Source organism: Streptomyces sp. Ru71 (assembly GCF_002920535.1).
In the GTDB taxonomy this organism is placed as follows: domain Bacteria; phylum Actinomycetota; class Actinomycetes; order Streptomycetales; family Streptomycetaceae; genus Streptomyces.
In genome coordinates, this window is the sequence record NZ_PQSS01000048.1 from 1 (window position 1) to 24,856 (window position 24,856).

Consider the following 24,856-nt stretch of genomic DNA (forward strand, 5'->3'; position numbering starts at 1 on the left):
AGTACCTGGACGGCCTGCTGCTGCGCCTCGACGCGGGCGACGGCTGGTGCGGTGTCTTCTGGCAGCGCGACCCCGACGGTATGCGTGCGTGCCATGAGGGACGTGAGGTTCCGCCGTGGGACGTGGTGGAGGCCCTGCTGCAGGACCTCGCGGCACGGTATGACACCGGGGTGGTCGCTCAGGAGGCCGAGCGCGCCCGCGCCCTGCACGCCGCCGCCGTCACCGCGTACGACGCCCGCCCCGGTGGCCGGGAGGCGCTCGCGGACCGCCTCGACGTGATGCTCCGCGAGCAGCGCTACGCTGCGGAGCGCCAGGCCGCCCTCGGCCGGGCCCTCGCCTCCGCCGCGACCCGTCAGGAGGCCGACGCCCTCCGCCTGGACCTCGCCTGGTCCCGCGACGACCACGAACGCGCCACGGCCCGCTGCGCGGAGCTGCGCGCCCGAATGGCCCGCCTGGACCGACGGGACCCCGGCCCGGTCCCGTTCACCGCGGCGGACGCGACCGGGCAGCCCCTCCCCGCCGGTGCCGGTACCGCTGCGGCCGCCGACTGGTTCGTCAGCGCTGGCCCCGTCGCCGCCGTCCCCTCAGCTACCCGACCCACCGTCACCACACCCGCCCCCACCGACCCCACGCCCACTCCCGCAGCCCCGGCCCCCCGATCCGTCACCCCCGCCCCCGCGACCACCCCACCGGCACCCCCCACCCCCGCGAAGCGCAAGCGTCGCCGGGGTGGGGCGCGATTCGCCGGTGCCGTCGACGACACGGACGCGCCCACCGTCGTGCCGCCCCCCGTCGCCGCGCCGGTGCCCGCCCCCGCCCTCAGCCCGGAGGCCCCCCGCACCCCCCGTGGCGCACGGTTCGCCGGTGCCGTGCAGGACGTCGAGGTCGTGCGGGACGTCGACTCCGCGCGGCCGGCCGAAACTGTGGACGCGGTCGCCGAGCGGCAGGTCACCGACGCCGTGGACCGGCTCGCCCGGCTGCGTGCCGAGGGCCGCACCGGTGAGGCGCATGTGCTGCTCGTCGAGCTCGCCCGGTGGCCCGCCGCCCGTTTCCCGCTGCTCGCCGCCCGGCTGCACCAGGCGGGTCTGGGCGCGGACTGGGTGACCCTGCTGTGGGAGGCCGCCTCGCTGCCCGCCGAGCGGCTGGTCGCCGCCGCCGACGCGCTCGTCGCCGCCGGCCGGGGCGCCGACGGCGAGCAGATCCTGCGGCAGGGCGTCGCCCGGCCCGCCGAGGAGATCGCCGCCGCCGTGCGGGACCTGCACGCCGGCGGCCGCCACCGCGAGGTGGGCGCGCTGCTCGGCGCCTACGTCCGCGTCCGCGCTCCCGAGGAGGCCGCCCGCTGCGCCGCCCCCGACCCCAGCCTGCTGGTGCCGCTGCTGCTCCAGGCCGCCCGAGGCGTCTCCGACGAGCGGCACTGGGATCTCCTGCACGCCCTCCGCGTCGCCGGACTCGCCACCTGACCAGCAGCGACCCGCCCCCGCGTCGCCCGCAAGACCTCGAACGGAACCCGAAAATCCCATCCCAGCGACACCCATAGCCCCTCCAGCCAACAAACGCCACAACACTCCCGTCCACCCCTCGCGTCACCCACAGGAGTGTCAATCGGCGTCGACCCAGCGGGTTGGCGACGATGGTCTTGGCAAGCCCGTCGCCGAGGCTTACGTTCGTCCCTCTACGGCCTGCTTCTACGGGCGTAGAGGCTCTGACGTCGTGTCGAAGGAGCAGCTCATGGCCAACGTCGTCCGTGCCGCCCTGGTCCAGGCCACCTGGACCGGCGACACCGAGTCCATGGTGGCGAAGCACGAGGAGCACGCCCGCGAGGCGGCCCGCCAGGGGGCCAAGGTCATCGGCTTCCAGGAGGTGTTCAACGCCCCCTACTTCTGCCAGGTCCAGGAGCCCGAGCACTACCGCTGGGCCGAGCCCGTCCCCGACGGCCCGACCGTACGCCGTATGCAGGAGCTCGCCCGCGACACCGGCATGGTGATCGTCGTCCCCGTCTTCGAGGTCGAGCAGTCCGGCTTCTACTACAACACCGCCGCGGTGATCGACGCCGACGGCACGTACCTCGGCAAGTACCGCAAGCACCACATCCCGCAGGTCCGCGGCTTCTGGGAGAAGTACTACTTCAAGCCCGGCAACCTCGGCTGGCCCGTTTTCGACACGGCCGTCGGCAAGGTCGGCGTCTACATCTGCTACGACCGCCACTTCCCGGAGGGCTGGCGGCAACTGGGACTCAACGGCGCCCAGTTGGTCTACAACCCGTCGGCCACGCACCGCGGTCTGTCGGCCTACCTGTGGCGTCTGGAGCAGCCCGCCGCCGCGGTCGCCAACGAGTACTTCGTCGCCGCGATCAACCGCGTCGGCCAGGAGATCTACGGCGACAACGACTTCTACGGCACGAGCTACTTCGTCGACCCGCGCGGTCAGTTCGTCGGTGACACCGCCTCCGACTCCAAGGAGGAACTGCTCGTCCGCGACCTCGACTTCGACCTGATCGACCAGGTGCGGCAGCAGTGGGCCTTCTACCGCGACCGCCGCCCCGACGCCTACGAAGGACTGGTGCAGCCGTGAGCGACCTGTACGCCCGCCACCGCAGTGTGATGCCGGACTGGCTCGCGCTGTACTACGACGACCCGATCGAGATCACGCACGGCGAGGGCCGCCACGTCTGGGACTCCGACGGCCGCCGCTACCTCGACTTCTTCGGCGGCATCCTCACCACCATGACCGCGCACGCCCTGCCCGAGGTGACCAAGGCGGTCAGCGAGCAGGCCGGGCGGATCGTCCACTCCTCGACGCTCTACCTCAACCGCCCGATGGTCGAGCTCGCCGAGCGCGTCGCGCAGATCAGCGGCATCCCCGACGCCCGCGTCTTCTTCACCACCTCCGGCACCGAGGCCAACGACACCGCGCTGCTGCTCGCGACGACGTACCGGCGCAGCAACACGATCCTGGCGATGCGCAACAGCTACCACGGCCGCTCCTTCAGCGCCGTCGGCATCACCGGCAACCGCAGCTGGTCACCGACCTCGCTGTCGCCGCTGCAGACGCTGTACGTGCACGGGGGCGTGCGCACCCGGGGGCCGTACGCCTCGCTGAGCGACGAGGACTTCATCGCGGCCTGCGTGGACGACCTGAAGGACCTCCTCGGCCACACCCGCCCGCCCGCCGCGCTGATCGCCGAGCCGATCCAGGGCGTCGGCGGCTTCACCTCCCCGCCGGACGGGCTGTACGCCGCCTTCCGCGAGGTGCTGCACGAGCGGGGCGTGCTGTGGATCGCCGACGAGGTGCAGACCGGCTGGGGCCGCACCGGCGACCACTTCTGGGGCTGGCAGGCGCACGCCCGCAGCGGCCCGCCGGACATCGTCACCTTCGCCAAGGGCATCGGCAACGGCATGTCCATCGGCGGGGTCATCGCCCGCGCCGAGATCATGAACTGCCTGGACGCCAACAGCATCTCCACCTTCGGCGGCACCCAGATCACCATGGCCGCCGGCCTCGCCAACCTGGCGTACCTGCTGGACCACGACCTGCAGGGCAACGCCCGGCGCGTCGGCGGCCTGCTCATCGAGCGGCTGCGGGCCATCGCCGCGCAGGTCCCGGCCGTACGGGAGGTACGCGGGCGCGGCCTGATGATCGGCGTGGAGCTGACCAGGCCCGGCACGGACGAGGCCGCCCCGCAGGCCGCCGCGGCCGTACTGGAGGCGTGCCGCACCGGCGGACTGCTGATCGGCAAGGGCGGCGGGCACAACACCTCCGCCCTGCGCATCGCCCCGCCGCTGTCCCTGACCGTCGCGGAGGCCGAGGAGGGCGCCGCGATCCTCGACAGCGCCCTGAGAAGCATCCAGTAGCCGTGCGCCGATCGGGGAAGACGCCATGACCACCACCTGGGAACCCGTGGAACCGTCCCTGTCGGTGCGGCAGGTCCTCCATCTGGAGCGGGTCCTCGCCGGAGAGCCCGAGGTGGTGGCCGGCGCGGGCCGGCTGGACCGGCCCGTGCGCTGGGTGCACGTCGCGGAGGCCCCCGACGTCGGCGTGATGCTCAGCGGCGGCGAACTGGTGCTCACCACCGGGGTGCTGCTGGCCGGCGACGAGGACAAGCAGGCCGAGTACATCCGCTCCCTGCACCGAGCGGAGGCGGCCGCGGTCGTCCTGGGCCTCGGGCGGGCCTTCCCGGCCGCGCCGGAGGTGATGCGGCGGGCCGCCGAGCGGTGCGGGCTGCCGCTCGTCGTACTGCACCGGCCCTTCCCCTTCGCCCAGTTGACCGAGGAGGTGCAGGCCCGGCTGGTGCGCCGCAAGTTCGCCGCCGTCAGCCTGTCGGAGTCCGTGCGCACCGCGCTGACCGCGCTGATCACCTCCGGTGCACCGCTGCAACGCCTCCTCGACGAGATCGCCCGGCACAGCGCCTGCCCCGTCGTCGTCACCAACCTCGCCCACCGGGTGCTGGCCACGGCCGGCGAGCAGGCCGCGGTGGACGACGTGCTGCGCGACTGGGACCGCATCGCCCGGCGGGCCGGCGCCGGCGAAGGCGAGGGCGAGGGCTGGATCCGCGCCGAACTCGGAGGCCGCGGCGAACGCTGGGGCCGCCTGACGCTGTGCGGGCACCGCGGCGACCCCGCCGCCGGCCGCCTCCTCGCCGACCGCGCCGCCGAGGCCCTCGTCCTGCACCGCATGCTCGCCGGCCCCGCCGCCCGCACCTGGGAGGAGCAGTCCGCGCGGAGCCTGCTCACCGACCTGGCCTGCGGGGCGGTACCGGCCCGGCAGCTGCTGCCCCGGGCGCGCGCCGCCGGGCTGCCGGTCAACCGGCGCACCTTCGTCCCCGTCGTCGTACGCGACCGCAGCCCGGCGGAACTCGACCGCGTACTGCGACTGCTGGGGCTGCCCGCACTGGTCGCCGACATCGCCGACGTCGCCCACGCAGCAGGAGGCTCCGAAGCCGGCGGCCAGGCCACCGCCGTACTGCTCAGCCTCGCCCGCGACCAGGACGCCGAGGCGCTCACCGCGCACTTCGCGGCCCGGCTGCGCGAGGCGGGCCCCGTGGTGGTGGCCGCCGCCGACGCGCGCGCCGCCTGGGACGACGTACCGGCCGGACTGCGCGAGGCGCGGCACGTGGCCGACGCCGTCGCCGACTGCGCGGCCCCCCTCGACCTGCCGCCCGTGGTCCGCCTCCGGGACGTCCATCTGCGCGGGCTGATCCGGCTGCTGCGCGACGACCCCCGGGTGCAGTCCTTCGCGGAACGGGAGCTGGACGGGCTGCTGCGCACCGCCGACGACGACCTGCTCGCCGTCCTGCGCACCTACCTCGCCACCGGCCGCAACAAGTCCCGCACCGCCCAGCTCCACCACGTCTCCCGGCCCGCCCTCTACCGACGGCTGGAGGCGATACAGACGCGCCTCGGCGTCGACCTGGACGACTTCGAACAGGCCGCCTCGGTGCACATCGCCCTCCTCGCGCACGACGCGCAACAACCCTGAAACCCGCAACGACCTGGGAAAACGGCGGTGAAACATGGAGCCGGACAAGGGTGACACGGTGACACGCCGCACGGGCGCGGACGTGACACGCTGCAACTCACCGCGCCGCCACGGTCTTTCTAGGCTCACCGCACACCGACCGAGCGGAGGAACGTGATGAGCCGAGTGATCCGCGCCGCCCTCTTCCAGACCGCGTGGACGGGCGACAAGGAGTCCATGATCCAGGTCCATGAGCAGGCGGTGCGCGACGCCGCCGCCCAGGGCGCCCAGGTGCTGTGCTTCCAGGAGCTGTTCTACGGACCGTACTTCTGCCAGGTCCAGGACCCCGCCTTCTACGCCTACGCCGAGCAGATCCCGGGCGGCCCGATCGTCCAGCGCTTCCAGGCACTGGCGCGGGAGGCCGGCATCGTGCTGGTGCTGCCGATGTACGAGGAGGAGCAGCCCGGCGTCCTGTACAACACCGCCGCCGTGATCGACGCCGACGGCACCTACCTCGGCAAGTACCGCAAGACGCACATCCCGCAGGTGCGCGGGTTCTGGGAGAAGTTCTACTTCCGCCCCGGAAACGGCGGCTGGCCCGTCTTCGACACCGCCGCCGGCCGGATCGGCGTCTACATCTGCTACGACCGGCACTTCCCGGAGGGCTGGCGGGCGCTGGGTCTCGCGGGCGCCGAGATCGTCTTCAACCCGTCGGCGACCTCGCGCGGTCTGTCCCGCTACCTGTGGCAGCTGGAGCAGCCGGCGGCGGCCGTGGCCAACGAGTACTTCGTGGGCGCGATCAACCGGGTGGGCGTCGAGGACCTCGGGGACAACGACTTCTACGGCACGTCGTACTTCGTCGACCCGGAGGCACAGTTCGTCGGCGAGGTCGCGAGCGACAAGGAGACCGAGCTGGTCGTACGCGACCTGGATCTGGCCAAACTGCGCGAGGTGCGGGACCGCTGGCAGTTCTACCGGGACCGCGCACCGGGGGCGTACGCACCGCTGACGGCACCGTAAGCCCCCCAGGGGCGCGGGGAACTGCGCGATCAGCCACCGACCACCGCCACGTACCCACCGGGAGGAGCGACCAAGACATGAGCACCCGCACAGTGATCCGCGGCGGTCTCGTCGTCACCGCGTCCGACGAGATCCACGCCGACGTCCTGATCGAGGACGGCCGCATCGCCGCCCTCGCCGCCTCCGGCACCCCGGCCGCCGGGGCGTGGACGGCGGAGCGGACGATCGACGCCACCGGGAAGTACGTCCTCCCGGGCGGTGTCGACGCCCACACGCACATGGAGCTGCCCTTCGGCGGCACCTTCGCCTCCGACACCTTCGAGACCGGCACCCGGGCCGCGGCCTGGGGCGGGACGACGACGATCGTCGACTTCGCGGTGCAGAGCGTCGGACACAGCCTGCGCGAGGGGCTGGACGCCTGGCACGCCAAGGCGGAGGGCAACTGCGCGATCGACTACGGCTTCCACATGATCGTCTCGGACGTCAACGACGAGACGCTCAAGGAGATGGATCTCCTCGTGGAAGAGGGCGTGACCTCGTTCAAGCAGTTCATGGCCTATCCCGGAGTGTTCTATTCCGACGACGGGCAGATCCTGCGCGCCATGCAGCGCTCCGCCGACAACGGCGGGCTGATCATGATGCACGCCGAGAACGGCATCGCCATCGACGTGCTCGTGCAGCAGGCGCTGGAACGCGGCGAGACCGACCCCCGCTACCACGGCGAGGTCCGCAAGGCGCTGCTGGAGGCCGAGGCCACCCATCGCGCGATCCGGCTGGCGCAGGTGGCCGGGGCGCCGCTGTACGTCGTGCACGTCTCGGCGTCGGAGGCGGTGGCCGAGCTGGCCCGGGCCCGCGACGAGGGCCTGCCGGTGTTCGGGGAGACCTGCCCGCAGTACCTGTTCCTGTCCACGGACAACCTCGCCGAGCCCGGCTTCGAGGGCGCCAAGTACGTCTGCTCCACCCCGTTGCGGCCCCGCGAGCACCAGGCGCAGCTGTGGAAGGGCCTGCGCACCAACGACCTGCAGGTCGTCTCCACCGACCACTGCCCGTTCTGCTTCAAGGGCCAGAAGGAGCTGGGCCTGGGCGACTTCTCGAAGATCCCCAACGGGCTGCCGGGCGTGGAGAACCGGATGGACCTGCTGCACCAGGCCGTCGTCGACGGGCACATCTCCCGGCGCCGCTGGATCGAGATCGCCTGCGCCACCCCGGCCCGGATGTTCGGCCTGTACCCGAAGAAGGGCACCATCGCGCCGGGCGCCGACGCGGACGTCGTGATCTACGACCCGCAGGCCGAGCAGGTGATCTCCGCCGGGACGCACCACATGAACGTCGACTACTCGGCGTACGAGGGCAAACGGGTCACCGGCCGTGTCGAGACGGTGCTCTCACGCGGCGAACTCGTCATCGACCAGCGGGAGTACACCGGACACGCCGGTCACGGCGTCTACCTTCCCCGCTCCACCTGTCAGTACCTGAACTAGGAGTGGCGCCCATTATGGACTTCGGACTCGTCCTGCAGACCGACCCGCCCGCCTCCCGCGTCGTCAGCCTGATGCAGCGGGCCGAGCGCAGCGGCTTCCGCTACGGCTGGACCTTCGACTCGGCCGTGCTGTGGCAGGAACCGTTCGTGATCTACAGTCAGATCCTGGCCAACACGCAGACCTTGACTGTCGGGCCGATGGTGACGAACCCGGGCACCCGCACCTGGGAGGTCACCGCCTCCACCTTCGCCACCCTCAACGACATGTTCGGCAACCGCACCGTGTGCGGCATCGGCCGAGGCGACTCGGCCATGCGGGTCGCCGGCCGCAAACCCAACACCCTCGCCCGGATCAGCGAGGCCATGAAGGTCATCCGGGACCTCGCCGGCGGCCGGGAGGCCGACCTCGGCGGTGGCACGGTCGTCAGGTTCCCCTGGATCAAGCAGGGAGCCGAACTGCCCGTGTGGATGGCCGCCTACGGGCCCAAGGCGCTGAAGATGGCCGGTGAGGAGGCCGACGGCTTCATCCTCCAGCTCGCCGACCTGTATCTGACCGAGTACATGGTCAAGGCCGTCCGGGACGCCGCTGCCGCCGCCGGACGCGACCCGTCCGAGGTGACCGTGTGCGTCGCCGCCCCCGCCTACGTCACCCAGGACGACTCGCCCGAGGCCCTCGCCCACGCCCGCGAGCAGTGCCGCTGGTTCGGCGGCATGGTCGGCAACCACGTAGCCGACCTGGTCGCCAAGTACGGTGAGCACTCGGCGGCCGTCCCCGACGAACTCACCGACTACATCAAGGCCCGACAGGGCTACGACTACTCCCACCACGGGCGCAGCGGCAATCCCGACACCGCCTTCGTACCGGACGAGATCGTCGACCGGTTCTGCGTCGTCGGGCCCGTCGAGAAGCACATCGAGAAGCTGAACGCGCTGCGCGAGCTGGGCGTCGACCAGTTCGCCGTGTACGACATGCACGACGCGCAGGAAGCCGTCATCGACGCGTACGGGCAGCACGTCATCCCGGCCCTCACCACCTGACCCCAGCGTCCCTGATCCTCCGCCACCCCCTTGGTCGCCCCTCCCCACCGTCCCCGGGGAGGGGCCGGTGCCCGCACGGCCACACCCCGACCCACCTCACCCCATGGGGCTGCCATGACCGAGACCGCTCCCACCGCGATACCGCCGACCACCCAAGTCACCCTGCCGGACGGGCGGGTGGAGCTCGCGCCGGGCTCCGCCGCGCCCGGCGGCCGCTACGCCAACGAGGACCTGCTGCCCGTCCCGGCCGCGCGGCGCACCTGGACGACGTACAACTTCTGCGCGCTGTGGGTCGGCATGGCCCACAACACCGCCTCCTGGACGCTGGCCTCCGGGCTGATCGCCGTCGGCATGGACTGGAAGCAGGCGGTGTTCACGATCGCGCTGGCCAATGTGATCGTGCTGGTGCCGATGCTGCTGACCGGGCACGCCGGGCCCAAGTACGGCATCCCCTTCCCGGTGTTCGCCCGTGCCTCCTTCGGCGTCCGGGGCGCGAACCTGCCCGCCGTGGTGCGGGCGCTGGTGGCGTGCGGCTGGTTCGGCATCCAGACCTGGATCGGCGGTGAGGCGATCTACTTCCTCGCCGGGAAGCTGATCGGTTCCGGCTGGTCGGAGGCGTCCCGGATCGGGGGCTACGCCTGGACCATGTGGCTGTCGTTCGCCCTCTTCTGGGTGCTCCAGATCGCGATCATCCTTCGCGGCATGGAGACCATCCGCCGCTTCGAGAACTGGGCGGCGCCCTTCGTGCTGGTCGGCGCGTTCGTGATGCTGTGGTGGATGAGCGACAAGGCCGGCGGCCTCGGCCCGCTGTTCGACCAGCCGTCGAAGCTGGGCTGGGGAGCGGACTTCTGGAAGCTGTTCGCCCCCTCCCTGATGGGCATGATCGGCTTCTGGTCCACGCTGTCGCTGAACATCCCCGACTTCACCCGCTACGGCCGCAGCCAGAAGGCGCAGACCCGGGGCCAGGCGCTCGGCCTGCCCACCACCATGACCCTGTTCGCGTTCCTGTCCGTGCTGGTCACCTCCGGCTCGCAGGCGGTGTACGGCAAGTCGGTCTGGGACCCGGTGCAGCTGGCGGCGAAGACGGACAGCACGGTCGGCCTGCTGTACGCGCTCGTCACGGTGCTGGTGGCGACCCTGTCCGTGAACATCGCGGCGAACCTGGTCTCCCCGGCGTTCGACTTCTCCAACGTGGCGCCCCGCAAGGTGAGTTTCCGCACCGGCGCGCTGATCACCTGCGTGCTCGCGGTGCTGATCTGCCCGTGGAAGCTGTACGCCGACCCGCAGGGCTACATCTTCACCTGGCTCGGCCTGGTCGGCGGACTGCTCGGCACCGTCGCCGGCATCCTCGTCGCCGACTACTGGATCCTGCGCCGGGCCCGGCTCGACCTCGTCGACCTGTACCGGACCGAGGGGCGCTACTGGTACGCACGCGGCTGGAACTGGCGGGCCGTGGCCGCCTTCGCGGCCGGCGGGGTGCTGGCCGTCGGCGGCGCCGACTTCCACCCGCTGATCGACGGCCGCCCGGTCCCGGCGCTGGCCGGCCTGGCCGACTACGGCTGGGCGGTGGGCCTGGGCACCTCCCTGGTGCTGTACCTGGCGCTGATGCTGCCGCGCGGCCGCACCGCCGGCTGAAGCGGTGCGCGGGGCGGTCAGCCGGCCTGGCCGCCCTTCAGCGCCGCCATCGCCTCCTTGGCCGCCTTGATCGCGCCCTTGTTGATCTCGTCCGTGCTCGGCGCCTTCTTCGTCTCGAAGTCGCTGCCGTTGTAGGTGACCACCACCAGCGCGTTGTCCGCGCGGGCGATCACCTCGCCCTCCCGGGTCTGCTGCTTGTCCTCGGTGGTCAGGTTCACCACCGAGTACGCCTCGTCCCCGAGACCGGGCACCGCGCCGCCGCCGCTCTTCTCGGCCGTGCGTCCCTGGTAGGACTTCTGGGCCGCCGCCCCGGAGTCCATGATCTCGAAGGAGACGTCGAGCCACCGGTAGTCGTAGCCCTTCAGCGCGTTCCAGGAGCAGGTGCGGCGCAGCTTGACGTCGGTCGACGGGATCTCCTTGCCGGCCTTCTTGGCACCCGGCACCAGCGAGGTGATCGTCTTCTCGGTGAGGGCGGTGCAGGGCGCGGGGGCGGTGGCGTACGACTTCGACACCTGCGTCGTGGAGGGGGCGGTCGCCGACTGGGTGGCCGTCCTGTCCGGGGCCGGTTCGTGCCCGGCGGCCGGGGCAGGGGCGAGCGGTCCGGACGACAGCGCCCAGCCGGCCGTGGCGAGCACGGCCACCGGGGACAGACGCGCGGTCAGGGCGAGCGGCAGAGGAAGCAAACGCACGGCGCACTTCTCATGGGGGGAGGCTGAGAGGGCTGTCCGCAGTGCGGACGGGACGACAGTGTCACATGACTGCCTGTGGGGCGGAAGTGCGAACTCGCTCCGTGCTGGTGCGGTGACGCAGACGTGTTGACGGCCGTGTTCCCCCCGCGGTGATCACGCTCGTACGATCCATTCGGGGAGACGTACCCGAGCCCAGGAGACGCCCGTGTTCACCACCCGGCCCACCCTGCAGGGCACCTTCGGCATGGTGTCCTCCACCCACTGGCTGGCCTCCTCCTCGGCCATGGCCGTCCTGGAGGACGGCGGCAACGCCTTCGACGCCGCCGTGGCCGGCGCGTTCGTCCTGCACGTGGTCGAGCCGCATCTGAACGGGCCGGCGGGCGAGGTGCCGATCCTGCTCGCCCCCGCGGGCGGCGAGGTGCGGGTGCTGTGCGGGCAGGGCGTGGCCCCGGCGGGTGCCACGGTCGCCCACTACCGGGGGCTCGGCCTGGACCTCGTGCCGGGCACCGGACCGCTCGCCGCCGCCGTGCCCGGCGCCTTCGACGCGTGGCTGCTGCTCCTGCGCGACCACGGCACGAAACCCCTCGACGAGATCCTTCAGTACGCCATCGGCTACGCCGAGCACGGGCACGCGCCCGTGGAGAACGTCGGCGCCACCGTGGAGACCGTACGGGAGCTGTTCGAGACCGAGTGGACGTCATCGGCGGAGGTCTATCTGCCGGGCGGCCGCCCGCCCCGCCCCGGCGAGCTGCTGCGCAATCCCGCCCTCGCCGCCACCTGGCGGCGCCTGCTCGCCGAGACCGCCGGCGCCGGCGACCGGGAGGCGGTGATCGACGCCGCGCGGGAGGTGTGGCGCTCCGGGTTCATCGCCGAGGCACTGGTGCGGCAGGCGCAGCGCCCCACGCTCGACACCAGCGGCACCCGGCACACCGGCACGCTCACGCTCGACGACCTCGCCGGCTGGTCCGCGACCTACGAGCCGCCGGTGACGTACGACTGGAACGGCTGGACCCTGTGCAAGGCCGGCCCCTGGAGCCAGGGACCCGTCCTGCTCCAGCAGCTCGCCCTGCTCCCGGCCGAGCTGCCGCCGTACGGCTCCGCCGACTACGTCCACCTGCTCGTCGAGGGCTGCAAGCTGGCGATGGCCGACCGGGAGGCCTGGTACGGCGACGCCGCCGACGTGCCCGTCGACCTGCTGCTGTCCGAGGAGTACAACGCGGACCGCCGGGCCCTGATCGGGGACACCGCCTCCACCGAGCTGCGGCCCGGCAGCCCCGGCGGCCGTACCCCGCGGCTGAGCGCGCACGCGCGCGTGGCCGCCACCGTCGAGCCGGGGTCCGATCCGCTCGCCGCGCTCGGCGTCGGCGAGCCCACGGTCGCCGAGCCGGGCACCTCCCCGGTGCCGGGCGAGCCGCTGGTGGGGGCCGACGGCACCACCCGGGGCGACACCTGCCATCTCGACGTCGTCGACCGCTGGGGCAACATGGTCTCCGCCACGCCCAGCGGCGGCTGGCTCCAGTCCAACCCCGTCGTGCCCGAGCTGGGCTTCCCGCTCGGCACCCGGCTGCAGATGACCTGGCTGGAGGAGGGCCTGCCGAACTCCCTCACGCCCGGACGCCGCCCCCGCACCACCCTCACCCCCTCGCTCGCACTGCGCGACGGCGTCCCCGTGCTCGCCTTCGGCACGCCCGGCGGCGACCAGCAGGACCAGTGGCAGCTGCACTTCTTCCTCGCCGTCGCGCTGCGCTCCCCGGTGCGCGGCGGGCTCGACCTTCAGGGCGCGATCGACGCCCCGAACTGGCACAACGACAGCTTCCCCGGATCCTTCTACCCGCGCGCCATGCGCCCGGGCGCGGTCACCGTCGAGTCCCGCACGGACCCGGAGGTCGTCGCCGGGCTGCGGCGCCGCGGCCATGGCGTGACCGTCGGCCCGCCGTGGTCCGAGGGCCGGCTGTGCGCGGTCGCCCGCGACCCGCAAACCGGCGTGCTGTCGGCGGCGGCGAACCCGCGCGGAATGCAGGGGTACGCGGTGGGCCGATGAGGCGTGCGGGGGGACCGGGTGTTCATGCCGATTCCACCCGGTGTGCACGGGGCGGGCGGGGATTGTCAGTGCCCCGTGCTCTCATGGAGGCATGATCCAGGACACGGGAACCATCGAGGAGTTTCTCACCCGCCACTCGGCCGACGTGGAGGAGGCGGTCCGGCAGGCCGCCGCGGCCGAGATCATGCCCCGCTGGCGGCAGCTCGCCGACCACGAGGTGGACGTCAAGAGCGGGCCGCACGACCTGGTGACGGACGCCGACCGCAAGGCCGAGCTGTACCTCACCGACGCACTGAGCGCCCTGCTGCCCGGCTCCGTGGTGGTGGGCGAGGAGGCCGTCCACGCCAACCCGGCGACCTACGACGCGATCCGGGGCGAGGCTCCGGTATGGATCGTCGACCCGGTCGACGGCACCCGGCAGTTCGTGCACGGCGACGACGGCTTCTGCACCCTGGTCGCGCTCGCCCAGGGCGGAGTCCTGCGCGCCTCGTGGACGTACGCGCCCGCCCGCGGCCGACTCGCCACCGCCGTCCGGGGTGGCGGCGCCCACCTCGACGGGCAGCGGCTGTTCGCCGGGCCGCCCGAGCCCGGGCGTGAGCTGCGGGTGGCCACCTCGCACCCCGACTACACCACCGACGAGCAGAAGCGCGCCCTGCTCGCGCTGCGCACGCCGGGCATCGCCTTCCGGTCCTGCGGCTCGGCGGGCCTGGAGTACCTCGCCATCGCCCGCGGCGAGCTCGACGCGGTCGCATTCTCCTGGGAGGCCGCCTGGGACCACGCGGCGGGGCTGCTGCTGGTGGAGGAGGCGGGCGGCGCCCACCTCACCCTCACCGGCGAGCCGTTCCGCATCACCGGCGGCAACGCCCTGCCGTTCACCGCGGCCCGCGACGCGGCCACGGCCCGCCGGATACAGACGCTGCTGGCACAGGGGACGTGACCGGGCGGGCGACTCGGCGGGGGCCGGGTGGCCGCTCGGGGCCCGGTGACGGGGAGGCGCCGGGTGACTCGGCGGAGGCATGGGTGGCCGGAAGGGGCCGGGTGGCCGGGAGGGGTCGGGGTGGCCGGGAGGGGGCCGCACCAGCGGGCCTCCAGCAGCACCGGCATATCCTGAGTCCCTCAGGCAGGCCGTCGGCTGACGAAGGGGTCCGAAGGTGCCGTCGATGCTCGATGCGGTCGTGGTGGGTGCGGGGCCGAACGGACTGACCGCTGCCGTGGAGCTGGCCCGCCGCGGCTTCTCCGTCGCGCTGTTCGAGGCCCGTGACACCGTGGGCGGCGGCTCGCGCACCGAGGAACTCACCCTGCCCGGCTTCCACCACGACCCGTGCGCCGCGGCCCACCCCCTCGCCGTCAACTCGCCCGCGTTCAGGGCCATGCCGCTGGAGCGCTACGGCCTTGAGTGGCTGCACGCCGAGCTGCCCATGGCGCACCCCTTCCCGGACGGCAGCGCGGCCGTGCTGGCCCGTTCGGTCGCCGAGACGGCCGCGTCCTTCGGCCCGCGCGACGCCGGCGCCTACCGCCGCCTGGTGGAGCCGTTCCTGCACAAGTGGGACACTCTGGCCCGGGACTTCATGTCCCTGCCGCTGACCGCGCTGCCCCGCGACCCCGTGACACTCGCCCGCTTCGGCCTGGTCGGGCTGCCCCCGTCCACCTGGCTGACCCGCCGCTTCCGCGACGAGCGGGCCAAGACGCTGTTCGCCGGTCTCGTCGCGCACGTCATGGCCCCGCTCGGCGGTGTCGCCACCAGCGCCATAGGCCTGGTCTTCGCCCTCGCCGCGCACGCCCGCGGCTGGCCCCTCGCCCGCGGCGGCTCCCAGTCCATCTCCGACGCCCTCGCCGCCTACTTCACGGACCTCGGCGGCACCGTGCACACCGACTACGAGGTCAAGCGGCTCGACGACCTGCCCCCGGCCCGCGCCTACGTCTTCGACACCTCGCCCACCGCCCTGGCCCGTATCGCCGGCTTCGGCCGCCACTACGACGGCTACCGGTACGGCCCCAGCGCCTTCAAGATCGACTACGCGCTGGACGGGCCGGTCCCGTGGACGGCGAAGGAGGCCCGCCGCGCCGGCAGCGTGCAGATCGGCGCGGACAGCGCCGAGATCGGTGCCGCACTGCGCGCCGCCTCCCGCGAGGGCCGCGCCCCCGACCGGCCGTTCATGATCACCGTGCAGCCCAGCGTGGTCGACCCGACCCGCGCGCCCGCGGGCAAGCACGTCTTCTGGGCGTACGGCCATGTCCCGAACGGCTGGCGAGGCGACCTCACCGACGCCCTGGAACGCCAACTGGAGCGCTTCGCCCCCGGCTTCCGCGACCGTGTCCTCGCCCGTGCCGTCGCGGGCCCGGCCGAACTCGCCGCCCGCAACGCCAACTACGTCGGCGGCGACATCGCCACCGGCGCGGTGTCCGGACTCCAGACGCTGCTCCGCCCCAGACTGTCCCTGTTCCCGTACGGCACCCCGCATCCGGCCGTCTTCATCTGCTCGTCGGCGACCCCGCCCGGCCCAGGCGTGCACGGCATGTCGGGGCACAACGCGGCCAAGGCCGTGTGGAGAAGACTGAGGCAGGAATGACCACCATCACCCTGGTCAAGGGCGACATCACCCGGCAGAGCGCCGACGCCCTCGTCAACGCGGCCAACTCCTCCCTGCTGGGCGGCGGAGGCGTCGACGGCGCCATCCACCGCCGCGGCGGCCCCGCGATCCTGGAGGAGTGCCGCAGGCTGCGCGCCTCCCGGTACGGCAAGGGCCTGCCGACGGGCCAGGCCGTCGCCACCACCGCCGGGGAGCTGGACGCCCGCTGGGTGATCCACACCGTCGGCCCGGTCCACAGCGACAGCGAGGACCGCTCCGGCCTGCTCGCCTCCTGCTACCGCGAGTCCCTGCGCGTCGCCGACGAACTGGGCGCGCGCACGGTGGCCTTCCCGGCGATCTCCACCGGCGTCTACCGCTGGCCGATGGACGACGCGGCACGGATCGCGCTGGAGACGGTGCGGGAGACGACGACGGCGGTCGAGGAGGTCCGGTTCGTGCTCTTCGACGACCGCGCCTACGAGGCCTTCGCCGCGCGGCTGGGCTGACGAACGCGGCGGTCAGCCGGTCGCGGTGTGCTCGGCTGACGAACCCGGCGGTCAGCGGTCACGGTGCGGCTGGGCTGACGAACGCGGCGGTCAGCCGGTCACGGAGCGGCTCGGAACGCAGCGCCGCAACGCCCGGGCGGCCAGCGTGCGATGGCAGATCTTGCCGGTGGGACCGAGCGGCATCTCGTCCACCACCAGCAGCCGTTCGGGCAGTTTCCGGCGGGACAGGCCCCGCTCCAGCAGGTGCGCCGTGAGGTCGGACAGAGTGGGCGCGAGCGCGCCGGGGACCGGCCGGACGCACGCGCACAGCCGTTCCCCGAGGTCCGGGTCGGGGACCGGGACGCAGACCGCCTCGGCCACGGCGGGATGACCGCCGAGCTCCCGTTCGACCTCGGCGAGGCTGATGTTGAGGCCGCCGCGGATCACGACCCGCTTGAGCCGCCCGAGGACATGGAGCCTGCCGTGCTCGTCCAGCCGGCCCAGGTCACCGGTACGTACCCAGCCGCCGGACGTGCGGTACCGGGCGTCGAGTTCCGGTGCGCCCACGTAGCACATCGGCGTCATCGGGCCCCTGGCCTCGATCTGACCGGTGTGCCCGGCGGGCACGGGCCGGCCGTCGGGGCCGGTGATCCGGATGCGGGCGACGGCGGGGTCGGGGGTGCCCGCGCTGTCGCCCGGCGGGCGGCTCTCGCCGGCGGTGTGGCAGTTCACGCCGTCCGAGGAGCCGTACACGGTGACCACCGGCCGGCCGAAGCGCCGGCGGCATGCCTCGGCCGTGGCCGCGGGCAGCGGTGCGCCGCTGGAGACGACGACCCGCAGCGAGGAGACGTCCTCCCCGCGGCGGGGCGGGAGGTCGGCGATCCGGCGGAGCATCGTGGGCACCGCGAAGAGGTGGGTGGGGCGGTGCTCGGTGACCAGCCGCAGGGCGTCCAGCGGGTCGAACACCGGCTGCACGATCAGGGTCCCGCCGACGGCGGCCAGCGTGACGGGCGTGCCGAGGGAGCCGAAGGAGGAGGCCAGCGGCACGAGGACGAGGTGGCGGGGCGGCACCGCGGGCTCGGGGTGGAGGGCCCTGACGTAGCGGGCCCGGCCGCCGGCGAGGGCGTGATGGCTGTAGGCGACCATCTTCGGCTCGGCCTCGGAGCCGGACGAGACCAGGATGCGGGCGGGACCGTAGGGATCGGCCGGCCGGTGCCTCCGGGGAAGCCCGGCCCCGGAGTGCGGGGCGTGCAGCCCCTGGATCCAGCCGTCGCCGGGGCCGGGCACGAGCACGGTGCCCAGGTACGGCAGGCCGTCCAGGGCCCGCGCCTCCTCTGCGGCGGCGAGGACGGCGCCGCGGGCCCGGGAGCGGTCGAGCAGCGCCCGCAGGTCACGGTCGTCGCCGCCCGGAGGCAGGGGCAGGGCGACCGCGCCGATGGCGTACACGGCGAGTTCCGCGGCGACGGCGTCGCGCCCGTTCGGCAGCCGCAGCGCGACCACGTCCCCGGCGCCCAGACCCGCCCGGTCCAACACGGCGCGGACGCGCCGCACTTCGGCCATGAGGCCGGCGTAGGTCAGCACTCCGGTGCCGTCCACCAGTGCCTCACGGTCCGGGTGCCGGCGGACCCGGGCGGTGAACAGGCTGAACAGGTCGCTGTCCGGGCACAGGCCGGCCGCCACCCAGGCCCGCCGCAGGGCGCGGGGCACGAGGTCGGGGAAGGGGACTCCGGCGCGTGACGTCCACACCGGCTGGTCGATTCCGGTACCGCCGCGGGCCCGGGTCGTGGGGGCGGCCGTCATGCGAACTCCCAGGGGGCGCGGGGGCGGGCGTACCCGGTGGCCGGGTCCGGCGGTGCGACGGCCGCGTGGAAGGCTGCGTCGCGGGTGAGGTCTCTCAGATCGGTCAGGACGGGTGTCGCCGTCAGCCCCGCGTCGGCCAGCCGTGCCAGCCACTCCTCGGTCGTACGGCGGGCGAAGCGGGCCACCGCGTCCTGCGGGTAGGCGGGGTCCGCGCCGTCCAGCAGCCGGTACACCGCCTCGGGGTGCCGCCGGGCGTCGGGGCCGAGGCAGAGGTGGCCGTCGGCCGTGCGCAGCGGCCGGTCCAGCGGTGGCCGGCGGACGCGGTGCGCGGGCCGGGGGACCAGGACGCCCGCCGAGAGCAGGCTGGAGTGGACCCGGGCGCCCCGCCGGGTCGCCGCACGGAACGCCAGCCCCGCCAGCGCGCCCTGGGCGCACACCAGCCCGCCGAGCACGTCGGTGAGGGTCAGCAGGGAGGGCGCCGGGGGTTCGTCGGCGGGCCGTACGGCGGCCGCGAGTCCGCTGTGCACCTGGGCGAGGTAGTCGGTGCCCACGGGCGGCCGGTCACCGAAGGCGTCGCCGAAGCCGGACGCGGAGGCGTACACCAGGCCCGGGTGGGCGGACAGCAGGTCGGAGGCGTCCAGGCCGTGGCGGGCGGCCTTCCCGGGGGCCCAGTTGTGCAGGAACACGTCCGCGCCTGCGGCCAGGGAACGGACCGTGTCGCGGCCCTGCGGGGTGGTGAGGTCCGCCTCGACCACCGGTTTGCCCGCGTTCAGCGCCAGGAAGCGGGCCGAGCAGTCCCCCGCCAGCGGCGGGAGCCAGCGCATCGGGTCGCCGCCGGGCGGTTCGATCCGGACGACGTCGGCGCCCAGCATCCGCAGGACGTGCCCGGCGAGCGGCCCCTGCACCCGGCGGGTGGACTCCACCACGCGCAGCCCGCTCAGCGGCAGGACGGCACCGTCCGCCGTGGCCGGCCGCGGGGAGGGGACGCCGTGCGCCTCCCGCGGTCCCGGGGTCAGCTCCCAGGGCGCGGGGCACGCGGCGGGTGCCGGGTCGGCACGGACGACGAGGAGGCTCACGCCGGTGTCGTCGGCGGCGGCGCGCAGCTCCGCCAGCGTGCACCGGCGCGCGGCCTGCCGCAGCGCACCGGGCAACGGGCAGACGGCGGTGGCGAACCGCTGCTGGAAGGGCAGCCAGCCGCGGCCGGCGAGCCCGGCCGGGACACCGAGCCGGACCCAGAACTCCCGCCAGGCGAGCGGGTCCAGGGTCTCGATCTCCGCCCGGACGCCGTCGGAGGTGACCAGGGTCGCGAGGCCCTCCGCGTCCGCCGCACCGGACGGCGGCGGCGACGAGGGCAGTTCCGGGTCGGGTGATGCGGCCGTCGCGGCAGCGAGGTACTGGCCGACCGCGAGCAGCGCCCCCTGCGCCACCGACGTCCGCACCTCGCGCAGGTCCAGGCCGCGGGCCCGTCCGACGCGCACGGCGGTGACGCCCAGCGCGCCGAGCACGCCCGCCACCACCGAGGCGTAGTCGACGGCCAGCGGGGCGGGCCCGCCCGTGGCCCGCCCGTGGACGTGCAGAAGACCGCAGGCGGCCTGCACGGCACGCTCGTCCGGCAGGTCCCTCGCGACCGGGCCCGCCCAGCCGATGAGCAGCCGTACCGGGTCCGCGTCCGCCCCCTGGGGCAGGGCCCGCGCGCTGTGCCGCAGCAGACGCTCCGCGACATCGAGGGAGACCGCCGGCCGGGTCCCGACCCCGAGCCGCGGCGTCACGGCCGGCCCTCCGCGGGCCGGCGGCCCTGCACGGAGTAGAACACGCTGGAGGCGGCACGGAAGGACGGGTCCCGCATCAACTGCCCCACCCGGTCCAGCTCGTCGGCGGTCATGCCCTGTTCCTCCAGCCGTTCACGCAGGTTGCGGGTGTGGTTGAGCTGGAGCCCCAGGCCGGGGTCCCGCGCGTGCCGTACACCGATGTGGAGCTGGACGTCGACGCCGGTCAGCCCGGCCGCCCGCATGGCGGCCGGTGCTTTGCGCCCCCAGTGCGGGTCGCCGCCCGCGGCCCGCAGGGCGGCCGTCTTGGCCCGCAGGAACCTGACGTAGAGGGCCTCGGCCTCCGGGTCCGGGGTCAGCAGCGGCGGTTCGTAGGTGGCGTCGATCTCGTCGATCTGCAGGACGCCACCGGGTCTGAGGGCGCGCACCAGCTTGCCCAGGACGGCGTCGCGGGAGGGCACGTGCTGCAGGACCAGGCGGGCCACCACCAGGTCGTAGGCCGCCTCCGGGAGCGGATCGCGGGCCACGTCGAGGGCGGCCACCTCCAGGCCCGGGCCGGGAGCCAGGTCCCGTGGGTCGCGGTCGGTGGCGAGCACGGACCCGCCCGGTGCCACCCGGCCGGCCAGCCAGCGCGCGATGCTGCCACCGCCCGCACCGACCTCCAGGCAGTGCCAGCCGGGACCGACGCCGGTGGCGGCCAGCCGGGGCAGGGTCACCGGGTCGTACGCGGCGGCCAGACAGCGGTGCTGGTCGCGGCTGTGCGCGGTGCCGTTGCCGAAGACCGCGCGGGTGCCCTCCCGGGCAGGGGACGGCTGGGACACGGTGGGACTCCTCTCGTCGCCGTGGTGTGAGGGCCGGTCAGGTCCAGCGGCCGGTGCCGGTGAGCGAGGCGCCGGTCAGCCGCTCGGCCAGGGCGACGCGGCGGACCTTGCCGGTGCCGGTGCGCGGGACCGCGTCCCAGGTGAGGACCGCCGGCCGGGCCAGCGCCGGCAGACCCTGGGCGGCCCGGTCCCAGGCCCGTTCGTCCAGCCGGCCGTCGGCGGTGACCACGACCGGGAGCGGAGCGCCGTCCCGGCCGGCCACGATCACGCACTCCAGCGCCTGCGGCAGCCGCTGTTCCAGCAGGTCCTCGGTATGCAGACGGCTCAGGCCGGGCAGGCGGTCGACCGCGCGGTCCAGGACGCTGACGCTGCCGTCGCGGTGGTGCACCCCCATGTCACCCGTGGACCACCAGTCGCCGACGCGCTTGGCGTCCCAGCGCTCCTGCTCGCCGACATAGCCGAGGGCGAGGGCCGCGGTGCGGACCAGCAGCAGGCCCGGGCGGCCGCGCGGCACCGGGCGGAGCGTGTCCGGGTCCACCACGCGCAGCCGGGTCCGGCCCGGCACCGGACGGCCCAGCCGGCGGTTGGTGGACGCCGCGTCCGGGGCGAGCGCGGAGCGCCGGGTGTGGAAGCGGAACGTCAGGGGTCCCGTCTCGGTCTGGCCCCAGCCCTGCATCCACAGCGGGTGGGCACGGTGGCTGGCGGTCAGGTAGGCCCGCAGCGCGGGCGGGTGTACCGCGTCGTAGGTGCTGATGTACAGGCGCACGCGCCGGAAGGGGTTGTCCAGCCGCTCGGTGAGCGGGCGCAGCCGGGTGTAGGTGGCGGGCAGCGCCTCGACGACGGTGGGCGGGTGCGCCCGCAGCAACGGGTCGGCGGCGAACGGCTCGTCGCCGGTGAGGATCGTGATCGCGGCGGGCGCGAGCGCCGTCACCACCGCCGTCCAGCAGAAGGTGCGGCCGTGGCCGTACGCGCTGGCGTTGCACAGCACGTCGTCCCGGCGGATGCCGATGCCCGGGTAGCGCACCGCCTCGAAGCGGGCCAGCTCGTGCACCAGGGTCCGCGTGGAGTGGACCACCAGTTTGGGCACGCCGGTCGTCCCGGAGGTGTGGTGCACGACCAGCGGCTCGTCCTCGTGGCGCCGTACCGGGTCGGCGGGGCGGGAGGCGTCCAGCGCGGCGAGGTGGGCCGCGCCGGGCACGGGGGAGTCGACGGTGACGCAGAGCGGCGCGGGGAGGCCGGTCCCCTCGGTTCGGCAGCGGGCGAGCACCGCCGAGGTGGTGACCATCGCGGCCGGCCGCAGCCGCTGCAGCAGGGTGAGGAGGTCCGCGGTGTCCAGCCGGGCGGACAGCTGGGCGGGTACGGCGCCGACCCGGACCGCGGCGCAGGCGAGCAGGTCGTAGTCCCAGTGGTTGTCCTTCACGACGGCCACGCGGTGCCCCGGCCGCACGCCCGCGTCGGTGAGCCGGGCGGCGGTGGCGCGGACCAGGGCGGCCAGCTCCGCGACGGTCCACCGGGTGCCGGCCCGCGGGGCGATGTCGAAGGGACGGTCCAGGCGGACCACGGTACGGGTGCCGGCCGCCACCGCGTCGTCGAACAGGGTGCCCATGTCATGCGGTCGCACGGATCTCCTCGGATCGTTCCCCGGGGCGGTCGTCGGCTCGGTCCTCGGACCGTTTCCAGGGTCGGTCGTCGGCTCGGTCCTCGGCTGGTTCCTCGGTTCGGTCGGGGCCGGAAGGCCGGTGCCGTCCCAGCCTGCTCAGGACACGGGACGCGGCCAGCGCACCCGCCCGGACGGCACCCTCGGACGCGGGCCGCAGCATCAGCCAGTCGCCGGCGTACTCCACCGCGCGCACCGGGCGGGCGACGAAGCCGGGACGTTCCCGCAGCGCCTGCGGGGTGGCCTCCGGCAGACCGTGGCGGAAGGCGTGCACGAGGTGGTGCCGGCGGGCGCCGCCGATGCCCGGCACATACCGTTCGGCCGCGCGGACGAGCACGTCGGCGGCCTCTTCCGGGGCGGCGTCCAGCAGTTCACGGACCCGGCGCGGACTCGCCACGAGGGTGACCAGCCCGCGCCCGGCGGGGGCCCGGCCGGGATCCTTGGCGTGGTCGACGACCACGCCGGACAGCGCGTCCTCCTCGACGGCCGGGGTGAGCAGGATGTGCACCGGCCGCCGGGCGGGCGGGGCCAGCGGACGGTCCAGCAGGCAGCTGACCTTCATCATCGGGGTGAAGGCGCAGGCCGTCAGGAACGGCCGCTCCTCGGCGGGGGCGTCCGGGCGCAGCGCCAGCGCGACGGGGGCCGGGACGGCCAGCACGGCGGCCCGTGCCCGGACCTCACCGTCGTCGAACCGGAGGACGGCGTGTCCGCCCGCGTCGGTGACCTCCCGCACGGGCCGGCCGGTCACCACGTCGGTGCCGGCGGCCAGCCGGCGGGCCAGGAAGTCCATGCCGTCCCGGTAGGTGCGCCAGCCGGACGGGGAGCCGGTCTCCAGCAGCAGGCTCACCAGAGGGGCGGCGGCGGAGCGGGCGGTGTCCCAGCCGAAGAAGCAGCCCGCGACCGCCTGTAAGAGGTAGTCGTGCAGGTCGGGGTGGTAGCGGGCGGCCGTCTCCCGCAGGGTGGCGGCACCCAGCGGGCTGCCCTCGGGGCGGTCGCCGTCGAACCGGGCGCGGCGCCGGCCGGTCCACGCCGTGAACGCGGCCAGGTCGCGCCGGGCGCGGGCGGACAGACCGGCGCCGGTGAGCACGGCCGTAGGCTCTCCGACGCCGGGGTGGGCCCGCCCGCCGCGCCAGACGGCCACCCCGCCGCCCACCCGGGGGACGTCCGCCGGGGTCGCGCCCACGCGGCGCAGCAGTTCCCAGGTGGCGCGGTAGCCGCGCGGCTCCACCTGCTCCGCCCCGGTGTCCACCGTCCAGCCCTCGTGGCGGACGCTGCGCATCCGCCCGCCCACCTGCGGCAGCTGCTCGTAGACGCGGACGCTGAGCCCGGCGCGGCGCAGTTCGTGGGCGGCGGTCAGGCCGGCCATGCCCGCGCCGACGACGGCGACGTCGACCTCGGGCGTCATCCGGCGGCCCCCGTCCCGGCCAGGACTCCGGCGACGGCCATCAGCACCACGCCCAGCCGGTGCACCGCGAAACCGATCCGACGGGCCGTCATGATGTCCCCGCGCACGAAACCCGTCACATACTGGCGGGCCCGCAGCGCCGTCGCCGGCAGCATCAGCAGCACGAACCACCACGGGGCCACCCCGGCGGCCGAGGCGACCGCGCCGACGAGGAACTCGGTGAGCGACAGGGCCCCGATGAAGACGGCGTTGCCCCGCTCGGACACCAGAGCGGCCACCGTGGGACGGCCCACCGACCGGTCACCGGCGACGTCGTTGGTGTTGGAGTACACGCCGAACATCAGCGGCCCGAACCCGAACAGCACCGCCTGCACCATCAGGAACCCGGACCAGCCGCCCGCCACCAGGCCGTACGGCACGACCACGAGCACCGCGCCGAGCGCGACGAGGAACACCTCCTGGAAGCCGTGGTAACTGATCTTCAGGCCGTAGGAGTACTGCAACGACACGGCGAACAGCGCGCCCGCCGCCACCAGCGCCCACAGCGGGCGGTGCGGTGCCAGCGCGGCCGCGCCCGCCCACAGCGCCGCGCCCGCCGCCGCACAGGCCCAGGCGAAGCGCAGCGCCTGCGGCACCGTCAGCGTCCCGGCGACCAGGGGCTTGCGGGCCTTGCTGCGCAGCGGGTTGTCGGGGCCGTAGTTGGCGAGGTCGCTGCCGTCCCGGAAGCCGGTGACGTCGTCCAGGGCGACCATCGCCATCAGGACCGCGATCTCACCGGCCAGGAACACCGCCAGCACCAGGCCCTGCCGGGCGCCGAAGGAACCGGCCGGGAACAGGGCGGCGGCCAGGGCGAGGAAGATTCCGAGGTAGTAGTCGTACACGTCCAACTTGCCGAGCCGCGCGTAGACGCGCAGCCTGCTCTCGCCGTGCGCGGCGGGCAGGGGACGGCCGGCGGCGATGCTTTCCGTCATGGATGACCTCCTGCGTTGGTGTGC

General features: G+C 74.3%; 19 protein-coding genes. 12 read left to right on the forward strand and 7 right to left on the reverse strand.

Annotation, left to right across the window (positions count from 1 at the left end):
• The 8 genes from C3489_RS38795 to C3489_RS25000 all read left to right on the forward strand — a co-directional run.
• Nucleotides 1-1,460: hypothetical protein (locus C3489_RS38795; protein WP_103784300.1), on the forward strand; the 1,460-nt coding region annotated here is incomplete at its 5' end.
• Between the two features lie 268 nt (nucleotides 1,461-1,728).
• Nucleotides 1,729-2,571, forward strand: coding sequence for a nitrilase-related carbon-nitrogen hydrolase (locus tag C3489_RS24970; protein WP_103784301.1), 843 nt, complete (start codon nucleotides 1,729-1,731; stop codon nucleotides 2,569-2,571).
• Between the two features lie 29 nt (nucleotides 2,572-2,600).
• A complete protein-coding gene (locus tag C3489_RS24975) occupies nucleotides 2,601-3,851 on the forward strand; it encodes an aspartate aminotransferase family protein (RefSeq protein ID WP_103784340.1) in 1,251 nt (416 codons plus the stop codon).
• Between the two features lie 25 nt (nucleotides 3,852-3,876).
• Entirely contained in the window at nucleotides 3,877-5,475 is a 1,599-nt protein-coding gene (locus tag C3489_RS24980) for a PucR family transcriptional regulator (RefSeq protein ID WP_103784302.1), read from the forward strand.
• Nucleotides 5,476-5,631: 156 nt separating this feature from the next.
• Nucleotides 5,632-6,474, forward strand: a complete 843-nt coding sequence (locus C3489_RS24985; RefSeq protein ID WP_103784303.1) for a nitrilase-related carbon-nitrogen hydrolase — start codon at nucleotides 5,632-5,634, stop codon at nucleotides 6,472-6,474.
• Between the two features lie 77 nt (nucleotides 6,475-6,551).
• Nucleotides 6,552-7,955, forward strand: a complete 1,404-nt coding sequence (hydA, locus tag C3489_RS24990) for a dihydropyrimidinase (protein WP_103784304.1) — start codon at nucleotides 6,552-6,554, stop codon at nucleotides 7,953-7,955.
• Between the two features lie 14 nt (nucleotides 7,956-7,969).
• Nucleotides 7,970-8,992 carry a TIGR03842 family LLM class F420-dependent oxidoreductase gene (locus C3489_RS24995; protein ID WP_103784305.1) on the forward strand — a complete coding sequence of 341 codons (1,023 nt, stop codon included), beginning with the start codon at nucleotides 7,970-7,972 and terminating at the stop codon, nucleotides 8,990-8,992.
• Nucleotides 8,993-9,106: 114 nt separating this feature from the next.
• Nucleotides 9,107-10,627, forward strand: coding sequence for an NCS1 family nucleobase:cation symporter-1 (locus tag C3489_RS25000; protein WP_103784306.1), 1,521 nt, complete (start codon nucleotides 9,107-9,109; stop codon nucleotides 10,625-10,627).
• Between the two features lie 17 nt (nucleotides 10,628-10,644).
• Here C3489_RS25000 and C3489_RS25005 read toward each other — a convergent pair whose 3' ends face one another.
• On the reverse strand, nucleotides 10,645-11,316 hold the full coding sequence (locus C3489_RS25005) for a hypothetical protein (protein ID WP_103784307.1): 672 nt from the start codon (nucleotides 11,314-11,316) through the stop codon (nucleotides 10,645-10,647).
• A 205-nt stretch (nucleotides 11,317-11,521) separates the two neighbouring features.
• On the opposite strand from C3489_RS25005, the gene C3489_RS25010 reads away from it, so the two are divergent.
• From C3489_RS25010 to C3489_RS25025, 4 genes are all read left to right on the forward strand, one after another.
• Nucleotides 11,522-13,357 (forward strand): gamma-glutamyltransferase family protein, encoded by a 1,836-nt coding sequence (locus C3489_RS25010; protein ID WP_103784308.1) that lies wholly within the window; start codon nucleotides 11,522-11,524, stop codon nucleotides 13,355-13,357.
• Between the two features lie 91 nt (nucleotides 13,358-13,448).
• Complete coding sequence (locus tag C3489_RS25015; RefSeq protein ID WP_103784309.1) at nucleotides 13,449-14,294, forward strand: inositol monophosphatase family protein; 846 nt, start codon at nucleotides 13,449-13,451, stop codon at nucleotides 14,292-14,294.
• Between the two features lie 223 nt (nucleotides 14,295-14,517).
• On the forward strand, nucleotides 14,518-15,927 hold the full coding sequence (locus tag C3489_RS25020; protein WP_181139831.1) for an NAD(P)/FAD-dependent oxidoreductase: 1,410 nt from the start codon (nucleotides 14,518-14,520) through the stop codon (nucleotides 15,925-15,927).
• The gene (locus tag C3489_RS25025) at nucleotides 15,924-16,433 is read left to right on the forward strand and encodes an O-acetyl-ADP-ribose deacetylase (protein ID WP_103784311.1); all 510 of its coding nucleotides are present in this window, start codon (nucleotides 15,924-15,926) and stop codon (nucleotides 16,431-16,433) included. The genes C3489_RS25020 and C3489_RS25025 overlap by 4 nt, the downstream gene beginning before the upstream one ends.
• 90 nt (nucleotides 16,434-16,523) lie before the next feature.
• Here the strand turns inward: C3489_RS25025 and C3489_RS25030 are convergent, their stop codons facing one another.
• The 6 genes from C3489_RS25030 to C3489_RS25055 are packed head-to-tail and all read right to left on the reverse strand — an operon-like array spanning nucleotide 16,524 to nucleotide 24,832.
• Nucleotides 16,524-18,212 carry a class I adenylate-forming enzyme family protein gene (locus C3489_RS25030; protein ID WP_103784312.1) on the reverse strand — a complete coding sequence of 563 codons (1,689 nt, stop codon included), beginning with the start codon at nucleotides 18,210-18,212 and terminating at the stop codon, nucleotides 16,524-16,526.
• Nucleotides 18,209-19,981: a CoA transferase gene (locus tag C3489_RS25035; RefSeq protein ID WP_103784313.1), complete on the reverse strand. Its 1,773-nt coding sequence runs from the start codon at nucleotides 19,979-19,981 to the stop codon at nucleotides 18,209-18,211. Before C3489_RS25035 ends, C3489_RS25030 begins: the two co-directional genes overlap by 4 nt.
• Nucleotides 19,978-20,799: a class I SAM-dependent methyltransferase gene (locus C3489_RS25040; RefSeq protein ID WP_103784314.1), complete on the reverse strand. Its 822-nt coding sequence runs from the start codon at nucleotides 20,797-20,799 to the stop codon at nucleotides 19,978-19,980. Before C3489_RS25040 ends, C3489_RS25035 begins: the two co-directional genes overlap by 4 nt.
• Before the next feature lie 37 nt (nucleotides 20,800-20,836).
• On the reverse strand, nucleotides 20,837-22,420 hold the full coding sequence (locus C3489_RS25045) for a class I adenylate-forming enzyme family protein (protein ID WP_258054932.1): 1,584 nt from the start codon (nucleotides 22,418-22,420) through the stop codon (nucleotides 20,837-20,839).
• The gene (locus C3489_RS25050) at nucleotides 22,407-23,861 is read right to left on the reverse strand and encodes an NAD(P)/FAD-dependent oxidoreductase (protein ID WP_103784316.1); all 1,455 of its coding nucleotides are present in this window, start codon (nucleotides 23,859-23,861) and stop codon (nucleotides 22,407-22,409) included. The genes C3489_RS25045 and C3489_RS25050 overlap by 14 nt, the downstream gene beginning before the upstream one ends.
• Nucleotides 23,858-24,832, reverse strand: a complete 975-nt coding sequence (locus C3489_RS25055; protein ID WP_103784317.1) for a UbiA family prenyltransferase — start codon at nucleotides 24,830-24,832, stop codon at nucleotides 23,858-23,860. The genes C3489_RS25050 and C3489_RS25055 overlap by 4 nt, the downstream gene beginning before the upstream one ends.
• Nucleotides 24,833-24,856 lie beyond the last annotated feature (24 nt).

Bases quoted from the DNA above. Each gene is read 5' to 3' on its own strand.
- C3489_RS24980 (WP_103784302.1), top strand. From the start codon at position 3,877: ATGACCACCACCTGGGAACCCGTGGAACCGTCCCTGTCGGTGCGGCAG.
- C3489_RS25020 (WP_181139831.1), top strand. From the start codon at position 14,518: ATGCTCGATGCGGTCGTGGTGGGTGCGGGGCCGAACGGACTGACCGCT.
- C3489_RS24995 (WP_103784305.1), top strand. From the start codon at position 7,970: ATGGACTTCGGACTCGTCCTGCAGACCGACCCGCCCGCCTCCCGCGTC.
- hydA (WP_103784304.1), top strand. From the start codon at position 6,552: ATGAGCACCCGCACAGTGATCCGCGGCGGTCTCGTCGTCACCGCGTCC.
- C3489_RS25030 (WP_103784312.1), bottom strand. From the start codon at position 18,212: ATGACGGCCGCCCCCACGACCCGGGCCCGCGGCGGTACCGGAATCGAC.
- C3489_RS25050 (WP_103784316.1), bottom strand. From the start codon at position 23,861: ATGACGCCCGAGGTCGACGTCGCCGTCGTCGGCGCGGGCATGGCCGGC.
- C3489_RS25025 (WP_103784311.1), top strand. From the start codon at position 15,924: ATGACCACCATCACCCTGGTCAAGGGCGACATCACCCGGCAGAGCGCC.
- C3489_RS24970 (WP_103784301.1), top strand. From the start codon at position 1,729: ATGGCCAACGTCGTCCGTGCCGCCCTGGTCCAGGCCACCTGGACCGGC.
- C3489_RS25000 (WP_103784306.1), top strand. From the start codon at position 9,107: ATGACCGAGACCGCTCCCACCGCGATACCGCCGACCACCCAAGTCACC.
- C3489_RS25015 (WP_103784309.1), top strand. From the start codon at position 13,449: ATGATCCAGGACACGGGAACCATCGAGGAGTTTCTCACCCGCCACTCG.
- C3489_RS24975 (WP_103784340.1), top strand. From the start codon at position 2,601: ATGCCGGACTGGCTCGCGCTGTACTACGACGACCCGATCGAGATCACG.
- C3489_RS25055 (WP_103784317.1), bottom strand. From the start codon at position 24,832: ATGACGGAAAGCATCGCCGCCGGCCGTCCCCTGCCCGCCGCGCACGGC.
- C3489_RS24985 (WP_103784303.1), top strand. From the start codon at position 5,632: ATGAGCCGAGTGATCCGCGCCGCCCTCTTCCAGACCGCGTGGACGGGC.